Origin of the sequence: Sphingomonas sp. (genome assembly GCF_019746015.1) — a bacterium.
Classification (GTDB): domain Bacteria; phylum Pseudomonadota; class Alphaproteobacteria; order Sphingomonadales; family Sphingomonadaceae; genus Sphingomonas.
In genome coordinates this window covers 1-13,808 of record NZ_JAIESM010000071.1, presented here as the reverse complement: position 1 = coordinate 13,808, position 13,808 = coordinate 1, and the positions used below count along the sequence as shown (strand labels likewise).

Below are 13,808 nucleotides of genomic sequence, written 5' to 3'. Positions count from 1 at the left end.
GATGATCATCAACTTCAACGTCCTGCTTGCCTCGCTGGTTTATGCCGTGGTCGGCATCGTCGTGTTCACGGCCGGCTTCTTCGTGTTCGACCTGCTGACGCCGGGCAAATTGTGGGAAGAAATCCAGGTGAAGCAGAACATGGCGGTGGCCGTGTTCGGCGGCGCGGTGGCACTGGGTTTTGCGATCATCGTCGCTGCCGCCGTCCACGGTTGAGCGGGGGCAGGCGCGCCCGTGGCCGAGGCTGACCCGCCCCGTTTCGCCGCCGCCCGGGGCGCGCAGGCGGCGCTGCTGGCATCGGCCTTTGCGGTTTCGACCTGCGGGCTGATCTATGAATTGCTGGCAAGTACGCTGGCCAGCTATCTGCTGGGCGACAGCGTTACCCAGTTTTCCACCGTCATCGGCACCTATCTGTTCGCGATGGGGCTGGGCAGCTGGTGCTCGCGCTATGTGCGGCGCGATCCGCTCCGGCTGTTCGTCCGGGTCGAGCTGCTTATCGCGCTGATCGGCGGCTGTGCGGCGGCCATGCTGTTCGTGCTGTTCCCGCTGGTCGAGCAATTCCGCGTGCTGCTCTATGCCGTGGTTCTCGCCATCGGCTTTCTGGTCGGGCTGGAAATTCCGCTGCTGATGCGGCTGCTGAAAGGGTTCGATTTCCGCGAGGTCGTCTCCAGCGTGCTGACCTTCGATTATGTCGGTGCGCTGGCCGCGTCGCTGCTGTTTCCGCTGCTGCTGATGCCGCATCTGGGGATGATGCGCACCGGCTTCCTGTTCGGCATTGCCAATGCAGCGGTCGCGATGGTGCTGCTGGCAATGCTGCCCCGGCGCGGCTTTGCGCTGGAAAAGCTGGCCGGTGTCGCGGTGATCGCGCTGCTGGTGGCGGGGTTCGTGCTCTCCGACCGGTTGCAGCGCTGGGCGGAGGTGGCAAGCTATCAGGAGCCGGTGATCTATGCGGTGTCGTCGCCCTATCAGCGGATCGTGCTCACCCGGCGCGACGACGATCTGCGGCTCTATCTGAACGGCAATCTGCAATTCGCCTCGCGCGACGAGTATCGATATCATGAGGCGCTGGTGCATCCCGCGCTCGGCCGGGTCGAGCGCCCGCGCCATGTGCTGATCCTGGGCGGCGGCGATGGCCTGGCCGCGCGCGAGGTGTTCCGCCACCCCGGCGTCGAGCGGGTGACTCTGGTCGATCTGGACGGCGCCGTCACCCGCCTGTTCCGCGATACGCCGGTGCTGGCGCGGCTGAACGGCGGGGCGCTGAGCGACCGGCGGCTGACCGTGATCAACGACGACGCCTTTCGCTGGGTGCGCCGCGCGACGGACCGGTTCGACGCGGTGATCGTCGATTTCCCCGATCCGGTCGATTATTCGGTGGGCAAGCTCTACACCGAAAGCTTCTATCGCGCGCTCGCCCGGCTGCTGGCGCCGGGCGCGGTGGTGGTGGTGCAGAGCACCTCGCCGCTGGTCGCGCCCGGCGCTTACTGGATGGTGGCGACCACGCTGGAGGCGGCCGGCTTCACCACGCGCGGCTATCACGCCTATGTGCCAAGCTTTGGCGAATGGGGCTTTGTGCTGGCCAGCCGGGGGGAGATTCCGGCCACCGCGCGGCTGCCCGCCGGCAACCGCTTTCTCAACGCGGGCACGGCGGAACGGCTGTTCGATTTTCCGCCCGACATGGCCCGGCGCGCAACGCCGGTGAACCGGCTGGACAATCAGGCACTGGTGCGCGCCTTTGGCGAGGCGTGGGGGCGTTATGAAGGCTGACCGGCGCGCCTTCATCCTGGGCGGGGCGGCGGTCGGCATGGGGCTGGGCGCGGGGGCGTTCGCGCTCGCCGGCGTGGCCGATCCGCTGCCCGAAGGGTCGTTGGCGGGTGCCGATCTGGCGCGCGGCCACCGGCTGGTGACGGGCGGATTTCCGCCGCCAAGCGCCACGCGCGCGACCGGCATCGCGATTGTCGGCGGCGGCGTGGCGGGGCTCGCCACCGGCTGGCGGCTGGCCGAGGCGGGCTTTGACGATTTCACCCTGCTGGAACTGGAGGACCGCGCCGGCGGCAATGCCCGCGCCGGGCGCAACGCGACCACCGCCTTTCCGCTCGGCGCGCATTATCTGCCGGTGCCCAACCGCGAGGCGCGCGGGCTTCGCCACATGCTGACCCGCTTCGGCATCGTGCAGGGCATGCAGGACGGCGCCCCCGTCTATGACCCCGAACAGCTCTGTGCCGATCTGGAGGAGCGGCTGTTCTGGCAGGGGCGCTGGCAGGAGGGGCTGATCCCGCGCACCGGCCTGGCCGCTGCCGACCGGGCGGAGCTGGCCGCGTTCGAGGCGGCGATGCGCGCCTTCCAGACGATGACCGGCGCCGATGGCCGCCCCGCTTTTGCCAGCCCCAGCGCCTATAGCTCGCGCGACCCGGCGCTGCTCGCGCTCGACCGGGTGAGCTTTGCCGCCTGGCTCGATGCGCGCGGGTGGCGCTCGCCGGTGCTGCGCGGCCATGTGCGCTATGCCATGCGCGACGATTATGGCAGCGAGCCGGCGCATGTCTCGGCCTGGGCGGGCATCCATTATTTCGCCGGGCGGCGCGGCTGGGCGGCGGCGGGCGCGGGCGGCAACGAGCTGACCTGGCCCGAAGGCAATGCCCGGCTGACCGCGCTGATGGCGGCGCGCTTTGCCGCGCGGATCAGCCCGGCGCAGATCGTCCACCGCGTGGCGCGCGACGGCGACGGCGTGGCGATCGACCATTTCGACGTGGCGCAGGGCGTAACGGTGCGCACCCATGCCCGCGCCGCCGTGCTCGCCGTGCCGCGCTTCGTCGGCGCCCGGCTGAGCCCGGACGTGAGCGACGCCGGGCACAGCTATGCCCCCTGGCTGGTCGCCAATGTGGCGGTCGACCGTCTGCCCGAAGGGCGCGGCGTGCCGCTGGCGTGGGATAATGTGTCGTGGACCAGCGAATCGCTCGGCTATGTCGTTGCCACGCATCAGGGGCCGGCGGCGGTGACGGCGGGCACTGTGCTGACCTGGTACATGCCGCTCTCCACCCAGCCCCCGGCCGAGGCGCGCCGGCTGCTGCGCGATCGCCCGGCGGCCGAGTGGAAGCGCATCGTGCGCGACGACCTGATCGCCACCAATCCCGAGCTGAAGGGCGCGATCCGCCGCATCGACCTGTGGCGCTGGGGCCATGCGATGATCCGGCCGGTGCCGGGCTTCATCTGGGGCGCGCGGCCCGCGCCGGCGCCGCCGCTTTATCTGGCGCATTCGGACAGTGCCGGGCTGCCGCTGTTCGAGGAAGCGCACCATGCCGGCTTCGTCGCGGCGGAAGCGGCAATGGCGCGGCTGGGCCACCGCTTCGAGAGCCTGACATGACCGGCTATCAGGGCCGCCATCTGCTGGCCGACCTGACCGGCTGTTCGGGGCTGGACGATGCCGCGCTGATCGAGGCCGCGCTGACCGAGGCGGCGGCGGCGGCGGGCGCGACATTGCTCGATGTCCGGCTCCACCATTTCGGCCCCGGCGCGGGGGTGACGGGGGTCGCGCTGCTCGCCGAATCGCACATCTCGATCCACAGCTGGCCCGAGCATGGCTATGCCGCGATCGACATCTTCCTGTGCGGGGCGCGGCACGATCCCTATGCGGCGCTCGCCGTGCTGCGCGCACGGCTGGGCGCCACCCATGCCGAGACGCAGCTGATCGCGCGCGGCTATGGCGCGATGCGCACGAACTGACGGGGCAGGGCGGCGCGCACCATGAACCGTCACCCCGGGCTTCACCCGGGGTGACGCTTTTCTGGCCCCGCAACGGGCGCGAGGCCCCCGATCAAGCCTTGGCGAACGCCGCCGGATCGATGGGCAGCGAGCGGCAGCGCGTGCCGGTCGCCGCGTGCACCGCATTGGCAAGCGCGGGGATGACCGGCGGCAGGATCGGCTCGCCCAGCCCGGTCGGCCTGTTGTCGCTCGTCACGAAATCGACGCGGATCTCGGGGGTGATCGGCATGCGCGGCAGCGGGAAGGCGTTGAAATTATCCTCCACCACCGCGCCCTTTTCCACGGTGATGCGCTGCCCGGCCATGGCCTGGCCCAGCCCGTCGATCACCGATCCCTCAATCTGCGCGCGCGCGCCCAGCGGATTGATGATCTGGCTGCCGACATCGGCGGCAACCCACACGCGCGGCACGCGGATGCCATCTGCCCCGCCCGTCACCACTTCCACCACTTCGGCGACATAGCCATTGTGGCTGAAGTAAAAGGCAAAACCCAGGCCGCGCCCGCCGCCCTGCCTGAAATCGCGCCAGCCCGACAGCGCCATGGCGCGCGCGATGACGCCGGCCGCGCGTTCCGGCTTGAAGCTGCGCGCGTTGATGGAATTGCCCGGCACATAGGGCCGCGCCAGCAAGTCCAGCATCATCTCTGGCAGCGTGGTGCCGGCGGCCTGTGCCACCTCGTCCAGAAACCCCTGATAGGCATAGGCAAGGCCGTTGGAACCGGGCGCGCGCAGCCAGCCCATCGGCACATGGGTGTCGATCATCGACATGCCCATGCTGTGCGCGGGCAGCAGGCCGATGGGGAATTCGCCCTCGTTCAGGTCGGCGCCGCGGCCCGGCTTGCCATCGGCGCTGAAGGTGACGAAATGCGTGTCGAGCGCGACCAGCTTGCCGCCCGCGTCGAGCCCGGCGGTGAACTGGTGCCAGCCGCCGGGGCGATAGAAATCGCGGCGAATGTCATCCTCGCGCGAGAAGATCAGCTTCACCGGCGTGCCCGGCATTTGCTTCGCAACAACGGCCGCCTGCACGATCGCGTCGTTCATCAGCCGCCGGCCAAAGCCGCCGCCGCCGCGCATCATGTGCAGCGTCACTGCGTCAAGCGGAATGCCCAGCGCATCGGCGACCAGCTTGCGCGCCTGGCCCGGCGTCTGGCTGCCGCCCCAGATTTCGACCTTGCCATCGGCAAAGCGGGCGGTGGCGTTTTGCGGCTCCAGCGTCGCATGCGCCAGGAACGGATAGTCGTAGCGCGCCTCCACCCGCTTGGCCGCGCCCGCCAGCATCGCCTTTGCATCGCCGCGCTGGCCGACCAGCTTTTGCGGCGCGCCCTTCAGCAGCGCCTCGGCCCGCTGGGCATAATCGGCGGTCGAATGGCTTTCCACCGCCGCGCAGTCCCACACGCATTCCAGCGCGGTGCGCGCCTGGTTGGCGCGCCACCAGCTGTCGGCGACAACCACCACGCTTTCGAACATCGTCTCGGGCTTGCCCAGGCTGGGCAGCTTCATCACCTGGCGCACGCCCGGGATGGCGCGCGCCGCGTCGAACTTGGCCGATTTTAGCGTGCCGCCAAACGCGCCGCAGCTTTCGATCGCGGCATAGAGCATGCCCGGCTGCGCCACGTCGAGCGCGTAGAGCGGCTGGCCGGACACGATGCGCGCGGTATCCACGCCCTTCACCGGCTGGCCGATGATGCGGAAATCCTTCGCGTCCTTCAGCTTGATGGTGGCAAGGTTGGGTGCGGGCATCGTGGCGGCGACGGGGGCGAGCGCGGCATAGGTGGCGCTGCGCCCGCTGGCCGGATCGCGCACCATGGCGTGGCCGGTGGTGAGCGTGTCGGCGGCGACGCCCCATTGTTTCGCGGCAGCGGCGACCAGCATCGCGCGCGCCGCCGCGCCCGCCTGGCGCATGGGCAGCCAGGTGTTGGGCGTGGCGGTGCTGCCGCCGGCGACCTGAATGCCGTAAAGCTTTTCGTTGGCGAGCGACTGTTCGACGGTCACCTGCGTCCAGTCGACGTCCAGCTCCTCCGCGATCAGCATCGGCAGCATGGTGCGCACGCCCTGGCCGACTTCGGGATTCTTGGCGATGATGGTGACGCGGTTGTCGGGCGCGATGCGGACGAACGCGCCGATATCGGTTGCAGCCGGTGCGCCAGCGGCGCCGCTGGCGGCATCCGCTGCGTGCACGCCGAACACCAGCGCGCCGCCGGTGGCCAGGCTTGCGGTCAGGAACAGGCGGCGGTCGAGCGTGGTTTCCATGGCCGCTCTCCTATGCCTGGGCCGCCGCGCGGATCGCCGCGCGGATGCGGTTATACGTCGCGCAGCGGCAGATATTGCCTGCCATCGCCGCGTCGATATCGGCGTCTGCCGGCTTGGGATTGCTGGCGAGCAGCGCGGTGGCCGCCATCACCTGCCCGGCCTGGCAATAGCCGCATTGCGGCACGTCATGCGCGATCCAGCTCGCCGTCACGCGCTTGCCCGCCGGGGTTGCCGCCACGCCTTCGATGGTGGTGATCCGCGCGGCGCCGACCGCGCTGATCGGCGTCTGGCACGCGCGCACCGCTACGCCGTCCAGATGCACGGTGCAGGCGCCGCACAGCCCGGCGCCACAGCCGAATTTGGTGCCGACCATGTTCAGGTCCTCGCGCAGCACCCACAGCAGCGGCTTGTCCGGCGGCGCGGTAACCTGGCGCACGCGCCCGTTGATGGTCAGCTTGATCGCCATGCCCGTCTCCACCGATTTCTTGGTCGTCTCAACATGCTACGCCTGCGCCCCGTGCCGGGCAAGCGGTGGTTGCGCGCCCGGCAAAGCTTGGGCAATGATCATGTCACTTCCTTGCGCCGGAGCTTTTCGCCCTGATCGATGCCTCCCCTGCCGCGCCGCGCTGGCGCTTCTGGATCGACCGGGGCGGCACCTTTACCGATGTCGTCGCGCGCGCACCCGATGGCCGGCTGCTGACCGACAAGCTGCTGTCCGAAAATCCGGGGCGCTATGACGATGCCGCCGTCGCCGCGATCCGCCGGATGACCGGGGCGGCGACCGGCCCGGTGCCGCCCTGCGAGGTGCGCATGGGCACCACGGTGGCGACCAATGCCCTGCTGGAGCGCAAAGGCGCGGTGGTCGCGCTGGCGATCACGCGCGGCTTTGCCGATGCGCTGGCAATCGGCACGCAGGAACGGCCCGAGCTGTTCGCGCGCGCGATCCACCTGCCCGCGCCGCTTTATGCCCAGGTGGTGGAGATTGACGAGCGCGTCGCCGCCGACGGCACCGTGCTGCGCCCGCTGGACGCCGGCGCCGCGCGCGCCGCGTTACAGCGCGTTTATGATGGCGGTGTGCGCGCGCTGGCGATCGTGCTGGTCCATGGCTATCGCTTCACCGCGCATGAAGCGGCACTGGCGGCCATCGCACAGGCAATCGGCTTCACCCAGATCTCGGTCAGCCACCGGGTCAGCCCGCTGATCAAGCTGGTCGGGCGCGGCGATACGACGGTGGCCGATGCCTATCTGTCGCCGGTGCTGGGCGGCTATGTCGCGCGGGTGGCGGCGGCGCTCGCCGGGCGGGCCGATCTGCTGTTCATGCAGTCGGGCGGCGGGCTCGCCGGGGCGGCGGCGTTTCATGGCAAGGATGCGGTGCTGTCCGGCCCGGCTGGCGGCATTGTCGCGCTGGCCGCCGTCGCGCGCGCGGCCGGCACCGATCATGTGATCGGCTTCGACATGGGCGGCACCTCCACCGACGTCGCCCATTATGCCGGCGCCTATGAGCGCGAGGTGGAAGCGCGTGTGGCGGGCGTGCGGCTGCGCGCGCCGATGATGCGCATTCACACGGTGGCGGCGGGTGGCGGATCGATCTGCGCGCGCGATGGCGGGCGCTTCACCGTCGGGCCGCAATCGGCCGGGGCCGACCCGGGGCCGGCCGCCTATCGCCGGGGCGGGCCGCTGACGGTGACCGACTGCAACCTGATCCTGGGCAAGATCCAGCCGCAGCATTTCCCCGCGCTGTTCGGCATGGGCGGCGACCAGCCGCTCGACCGCGCCGCCGCGCTTGCCCGGCTGGCAGAGGTTGCGCCGGGGCATGATCCGCATGAGGCGGCGGCCGGCTTTGTGGCGATTGCGGTCGCCAACATGGCCAATGCGATCAAGAAAATCTCGGTCGCGCGCGGGCATGATGTGACGCGCTATACGCTGATGAGCTTTGGCGGCGCGGGCGGCCAGCATGCCTGCCTGGTTGCCGATGCGCTGGGGATGGACCGGGTGTTGATCCACCCCCTGGCCGGGTTGCTTTCGGCCTATGGCATGGGGCTGGCGGCGCGGGCGGTGGTGCGCGAGACGACGCTGGCGCAGCCGCTGGACGAGGGGCACTGGGCCGCGATCAGCGCAGCAGTGGCGGCATTGGGGGCAGAGGCCGAGGCCGCGCTGACGGCGCAGCTCGCCACGCCGGAACCGGTCGAGACGCGCGCCTGGCTCCATCTGCGCCACGGCGACAGCGACAGCAGCTTCGAGATTGGCTGGGCGCCGCTTGGCCAGATGCGCGCCGCCTTTGCCGCCGCGCACCGCGCGCGCTTCGGCTATGCGGGCACCGGGCCGGTGATTGCCGACATGCTGCGGGTGGAAGCCGCAACCGAAGCGGGCGCGGCGGGCGCGGTCGTCGCGCTCCCCGCCTGCTCCGCGCCGCCGCTTGAAACGGTCACGCTGCACACCGCCGGGCAGGACTGGCCGGCACCGGTTTATGACCGGGCGGGCCTGGCCGCCGGTTTTGCCGGGCCGGGGCCGATGCTGATCATCGATGCGGGCGCGACAACGGTGGTGGAGCCGGGCTGGCAGGTGGCGGTCGACGCGACCGGCAATCTGGTGCTGACCCGCGCCACCCCGCGCGCGGCGGCCGCTGCCGGCACCGCGCTCGACCCGGTGCGGCTGGAGATTTTCAACGGCCTGTTCATGAGCATTGCCGAGGAGATGGGCGCCGCGCTCCAGCACAGCGCCGCCAGCGTCAACATCCGCGAGCGGCTCGATTTTTCGTGCGCGGTGTTCGATGGCGCGGGCGGCCTGATCGCCAATGCGCCGCACATGCCGGTGCATCTGGGATCAATGGGGGAAAGCATCCGCGCGATCCTGTCGGCGCGCGGCGGCGGGGCGGACGGGCGCGGCATCCGCCTGGGCGATGTCTATGCGCTCAACGCCCCCTATCGCGGCGGCACCCACCTGCCCGACATGACGGTGATCATGCCGGTGTTCGTCGATGCCGGCGACGCCGCGCCCGCCTTTTTCGTCGCCGCGCGCGGCCACCATGCCGATATCGGCGGCATCACGCCGGGATCGATGCCGCCCGACAGCCGCACCCTGGCCGAGGAAGGCGTGGTGTTCGACAATGTGCTGATCGTGGAGGATGGCCAGCTGCTGGAGGCGGCGGTGCGCACGCGGCTGGCCGCCGGGGCCTGGCCCGCACGCAACCCGGACCAGAACATCGCCGATCTGGCGGCACAGGTGGCCGCCTGCGCGCGCGGCGCCGATGGCCTGCGCGCCGCCTGCGCCTGGCACGGGCGCGACGTGGTGATCGCCTATATGGAGCATGTGCAGGCGCATGCCGAAGCGGCGGTGCGCGCGCTGCTGGGCCGGCTGCACGATGGCCGGGCCGAGGTGGCGCTGGATAACGGCGCCGTCATCCGCGTGGCGGTGACGATCAGCGCAGACGGCGCAGTGATCGACTTCACCGGCACCAGTGCGCAGCTGCCCGGCAATTTCAACGCGCCCGCCGCCGTGGTGCGCGCGGCCGTCCTCTATGTGATGCGCACGCTGATCGATGCGGCCGTGCCGATGAACGACGGCTGCCTGCGCCCGGTGCGGATCGTGGTGCCCGCCGGATCAATGCTGAACCCCGATGCGGGGGCAGCGGTGGTCGCCGGCAATGTGGAAACCAGCCAGGCGCTGTGCGACGCGCTGTTCGCGGCACTCGGCGCGATGGCGGGCGCGCAGGGCACGATGAACAACTTCACCTTCGGCAATGCCCGCCACCAATATTATGAGACGATTGCCGGTGGCGCGGGCGCCGGGCCGGGCTTTGCCGGCGCCGATGCGGTGCAGACGCACATGACCAACAGCCGGCTGACCGACCCCGAAATTCTGGAGACGCGCTTTCCGGTGCGGCTGGAAAGCTTTGCCATCCGGCGCGGATCGGGCGGGGCGGGCGCCTGGCCGGGGGGCGACGGCGTGGTGCGGCAGGTGCGCTTTCTGGAGGGCATGACCGCCAATATCCTGGCCAATCGCCGCGCAGTGCCGCCGCGCGGGCTGGCCGGTGGCGGCGATGGCGCGCCGGGGCGCAACTGGGTGGAGCGCGCGGACGGCACCCGCGAGGACTTCGGCGCGACCCACAGCATTGCGGTGGCGCCGGGCGACCTGTTCGTCATCGAAACGCCGGGCGGCGGCGGCTATGGGGAGCCGGGCTGATGCTGGTCCTCTCGGGCATCGTGGTGATTGCGCTGGGCTTCGTGCTGCGGCTGAACCCGCTGCTCGCGGTAGCGCTGGCGGCGGCGGTGACGGGGCTCGCGGCGGGGCTGGACCCGCGCGCGGTGTTGGCCGCGTTCGGCAAGGCATTCAACGACGCGCGCGTCGTCAGCCTGGCGTGGATCGTGCTGCCGGTGATCGGCACGCTCGAACGCCACGGGCTGCAGACACGCGCGGCCGACCTGGTCGCGCGGCTGCGCGGGGCCACACCCGGCCGGCTGCTGACCGGCTATCTGCTGCTGCGCCAGATCAGCGCGGCGCTGGGGTTGGTGTCGATTGCCGGCCCCGCGCAGACGGTGCGCCCGCTGGTCGCGCCGATGGCAGAGGCAGCCGCCGGCACCGACGATGGGCAGGTGCGCGAGCGCGTGCGCGCGATGGCGGCGGCGACCGACAATGTCGGGCTGTTCTTTGGCGAGGACATGTTCATCGCCATCGGCTCGATCCTGCTGATGGTGGGGGTGCTGCAGAATTACGGCATCACGCTTGCCCCCTTCGCGCTGGCGGTGTGGACGATACCGACCGCGATCATCGCCTTTTGCGTCCACGCCTTCCGGCTGTGGCTGCTCGACCGGGGGCTGAAATGATCACGCTGGCGGCGGTCTATGCGCTGGCGGGCATCTATTTCGCGGGGCTGAGCGGGCTCAGCCTCGCCCGGCGGCGCTGGGGCAATGGCGGCTTCTGGGGGCTGCTGGCACTTTCCATGCTGGCGGGGGACCGGATCGGCGACCTGGGCAATGGCGTGCTGGCGCTGGCACTGGTGGCGCTGGCCGCGCTGGGGCTGGTGCGCCCGCCGGGGCAGGGGGCCGCGCCGCGCCCGGCACCGGCGAGCGCGCGCACGCTGTTCGTGCCCGCGCTCGTCATTCCGGCGACGGCGCTCGCCGGCACCGCGCTGTTCGCGCTCAATCCCGCGCTGGTGCCGCCCAAACAGGCAACGCTGGTCGCGCTGGCGGCCGGGGTGCTGCTGGCGCTGGCGCTGTGCTATCTGTGGCTGCGCCCGCGCGCGGCCGAACCGCTGAGCGAGGGGCTGCGCCTGATCGACACCATCGGCTGGGCCGCCGTGCTGCCGCAGATGCTGGCCAGCCTGGGCGCGGTGTTCGCGCTGGCCGGGGTGGGGCAGGTGGTGGGCGACCTGATCGGCCAGGCGATTCCGCCGGGCAGCCTGCTCGGCGCGGTGATTGCCTATGGCCTGGGCATGGCGCTGTTCACGATGGTGATGGGCAATGCCTTTGCCGCGTTTCCGGTGATGATCGCCGCGGTCGGCGCGCCGCTGCTCATCACCCGGCACCATGGCGACCCGGCGGTGATCTGCGCCATCGGCATGCTGGCCGGCTTTTGCGGCACGCTGATGACGCCGATGGCCGCCAATTTCAACATCGTGCCGGCAGCACTGCTGGACCTGAAGGATCGTTACGGCGTGGTGCGCGCGCAGGTGGCAACCGCGCTGCCGCTGCTCGCCGTCAACATTGCGCTCATCTACTGGCTGGGGTTCCGATGACTGATCTGACTGCCGACCTTGCCGCCCGGTTCGCGCGGCTGACACTGGGCCATATCGGCCGCGAATATCCGCAAAAGCTGGACCATGTGATGACGGGGCCTGCCGATGTGCGCAGCCCGCGCACGCTCCACCCCATTTTCCATGGCAGTTTCGACTGGCATAGCTGCGTGCATGGCTGGTGGCAGCTGATGCGGCTGGCCCACCTCTTCCCCAGCCTGACCGAAAGCCAGCTGATCGTCGCCCGCGCGCGCGAAATGTTCACGCCCGGCAATGTGCAGGTCGAGCTGGATTACATGAAGCGGCCCGCCTCTGCCGGGTTCGAGCGGCCCTATGGCTGGGGCTGGCTGCTCGCGCTGCACACTGCCGCCGCCGCCTTCGATGCAGAGATCGCCGCGCGGCTGGCGCCAATGGCGGGCCATGTCGCGCAGTCTTTGCGCGACTATCTGCCCCGGCTGACCTATCCCATCCGCGCGGGCGTGCACAGCAACACGAGCTTTGCGCTGATCCTGGCGTTCGACTGGGCGCGCCATGGCGGGCACGACCCGGCGCTGGCCGAGCTGATCCGCGCGCGCGCGCGCGACTGGTTCGTGCACGACCGCAACTGCCAGGCATGGGAGCCCGATGGCGACGCCTTTCTCTCGCCGGCGCTGACCGAGGCGCTGCTGATGAGCCGCGTGCTGCCGGCCGAGGGCTTTCGCGCCTGGTTCGGTGCCTTCCTGCCCGACATCGCACAAGGATCGCCAGCAAGCCTGCTGACCCCGGCCGAAGTGAGCGACCGCAGCGATGGCAAGATCGCCCATCTCGACGGGCTGAACCTCAGCCGGGCCTGGTGCTGGCGGGGGATTGCCCGGGCGCTGGGCAGCGGGCCGGCGGCGGCAATGGCGCTGCGCGTGGCGGGCGCGCATGTCGACGCGAGCATGCCGCATCTGGCCGATGACTATGCCGGCGAGCATTGGCTGGCGAGCTTTGCCCTGCTCGCGCTGGGCGAGGGATAGAGCGTGCCGGCGCGGCATTGAACCGCAACTATCGGGACGTGCCGCGCCAATATTGCGTCTAGTTCATACAGGCCAAACGCAAGGAGGCCAGCATGAACCGCATCAACATCTATATCGACCGTGTCATCGCCGTGCTGTTCGTCATGAGCTGCAGCAGCCTGCCCCTGATCTTTGTTGTCGACATTGCATCGTCGGTGGCGATCTAGCGGGGTGACGGTGAGCCTAATCATGATCCACCCTGCCCCTGTTCTTGGGGGCGGGGTGGAAAATGCCGTTGAAGATGGCGGCGGGCGGCGTCAGGCCGCGTCGTGGAAGATGATGCCCAGCGTATGGCGGCTGCCGCGCCGCACCTCGCTCACGCCGTGGCGCAGCTGGGTGCGATAATCGCCCCGGCTGCCGCGCACTGGCCGGGTGCGCACCGCAAACACCACCGCATCGCCCTGCGCCAAGGGCACCACGCTGGCGCGCGATTGCAGGCGCGGGCGCTGCTCGGTCAGCACGAACTCGCCGCCCTCGAAATCGCGGCCCGGCGCCGACAGCAGCACCGCGACCTGCAGCGGGAACAGCTCGGCGCCATACACATCCTGATGCAGGCAGTTATAGTCGCCCGGGCCATAGCGCAGCAGCAGCGGCGTCGGCCGTTGCTGGCCGGCGGCATGGCAGCGCGCCAGATAATCGGCATGCGCCGCCGGAAAGCGCACCGCTTCGCCCAGCCGCGCCTGCCACTGATTGGCGACCGGGGCGAGTGCGGCATAAAGGCCGGTGCGCAGCGCCCCGACCAGCGGCGGCAGCGGATAGGCGAAATAGCGATACACTCCCCGGCCAAAGCCGTGCCGCGCCATCACCACCTCGCTGCGGAACAGTGCCGGATCGGGCGTGGCATAGAGCGCGGCGGTGGCGGCGCATTCCTCCGCGCTCAGCAGGGCGGGCAGCCGTGCCCAGCCGCGCTCGTCAAGCGCGGCGGCGATGGTGGCGGGCGGGTGCGCGGCCAGCCGCGCGGCCATGCCGGGCGCGGTCATGCCGCCGCCTGGGCACGTTCCGCCGCCAGCAGCGCGCGCTTGCGCTCCACCCCCCAGC

The 13,808-nt window shown here is 70.6% G+C and carries 11 protein-coding genes; 8 read left to right on the top strand and 3 right to left on the bottom strand.

The genetic code is table 11. The features are described from left to right. The first annotated feature begins 1 nt into the window (after nt 1). From K2Y03_RS10420 to speD, 4 genes are read left to right on the top strand one after another with little or no spacing between them, the layout of a single operon-like run. Nucleotides 2-214, top strand: a complete 213-nt coding sequence (locus K2Y03_RS10420) for a DUF350 domain-containing protein (RefSeq protein WP_294090582.1) — start codon at nt 2-4, stop codon at nt 212-214. An 18-nt stretch (nt 215-232) separates the two neighbouring features. Then, nucleotides 233-1,762, top strand: coding sequence for a polyamine aminopropyltransferase (locus K2Y03_RS10415; RefSeq protein WP_294090581.1), 1,530 nt, complete (start codon nt 233-235; stop codon nt 1,760-1,762). Continuing rightward, nucleotides 1,752-3,356, top strand: a complete 1,605-nt coding sequence (locus K2Y03_RS10410; protein ID WP_294090580.1) for an NAD(P)/FAD-dependent oxidoreductase — start codon at nt 1,752-1,754, stop codon at nt 3,354-3,356. The genes K2Y03_RS10415 and K2Y03_RS10410 overlap by 11 nt, the downstream gene beginning before the upstream one ends. Further along, nucleotides 3,353-3,715: an adenosylmethionine decarboxylase gene (speD, locus tag K2Y03_RS10405; RefSeq protein WP_294090578.1), complete on the top strand. Its 363-nt coding sequence runs from the start codon at nt 3,353-3,355 to the stop codon at nt 3,713-3,715. Before K2Y03_RS10410 ends, speD begins: the two co-directional genes overlap by 4 nt. A gap of 91 nt (nt 3,716-3,806) precedes the next feature. Here the strand turns inward: speD and K2Y03_RS10400 are convergent, their stop codons facing one another. Further along, entirely contained in the window at nt 3,807-6,002 is a 2,196-nt protein-coding gene (locus K2Y03_RS10400; protein ID WP_294090576.1) for a molybdopterin cofactor-binding domain-containing protein, read from the bottom strand. A 10-nt stretch (nt 6,003-6,012) separates the two neighbouring features. Continuing rightward, nucleotides 6,013-6,468, bottom strand: coding sequence for a (2Fe-2S)-binding protein (locus K2Y03_RS10395; protein WP_294090574.1), 456 nt, complete (start codon nt 6,466-6,468; stop codon nt 6,013-6,015). A 134-nt stretch (nt 6,469-6,602) separates the two neighbouring features. On the opposite strand from K2Y03_RS10395, the gene K2Y03_RS10390 reads away from it, so the two are divergent. Genes K2Y03_RS10390 through K2Y03_RS10375 form a run of 4 tightly spaced genes read left to right on the top strand, consistent with a single transcriptional unit; the run spans nt 6,603 to nt 12,731 of the window. Beyond that, nucleotides 6,603-10,184 carry a hydantoinase B/oxoprolinase family protein gene (locus tag K2Y03_RS10390; RefSeq protein WP_294090605.1) on the top strand — a complete coding sequence of 1,194 codons (3,582 nt, stop codon included), beginning with the start codon at nt 6,603-6,605 and terminating at the stop codon, nt 10,182-10,184. Further along, entirely contained in the window at nt 10,184-10,825 is a 642-nt protein-coding gene (locus K2Y03_RS10385) for a DUF969 domain-containing protein (RefSeq protein WP_294090572.1), read from the top strand. Before K2Y03_RS10390 ends, K2Y03_RS10385 begins: the two co-directional genes overlap by 1 nt. After that, nucleotides 10,822-11,736, top strand: a complete 915-nt coding sequence (locus K2Y03_RS10380) for a DUF979 family protein (protein ID WP_294090571.1) — start codon at nt 10,822-10,824, stop codon at nt 11,734-11,736. The genes K2Y03_RS10385 and K2Y03_RS10380 overlap by 4 nt, the downstream gene beginning before the upstream one ends. Beyond that, on the top strand, nt 11,733-12,731 hold the full coding sequence (locus K2Y03_RS10375) for a DUF2891 domain-containing protein (RefSeq protein WP_294090570.1): 999 nt from the start codon (nt 11,733-11,735) through the stop codon (nt 12,729-12,731). Before K2Y03_RS10380 ends, K2Y03_RS10375 begins: the two co-directional genes overlap by 4 nt. Nucleotides 12,732-13,027: 296 nt before the next feature. Here the strand turns inward: K2Y03_RS10375 and K2Y03_RS10370 are convergent, their stop codons facing one another. Further along, nucleotides 13,028-13,735: a 2OG-Fe(II) oxygenase gene (locus K2Y03_RS10370; RefSeq protein ID WP_294090604.1), complete on the bottom strand. Its 708-nt coding sequence runs from the start codon at nt 13,733-13,735 to the stop codon at nt 13,028-13,030. Nucleotides 13,736-13,808: the final 73 nt, after the last annotated feature.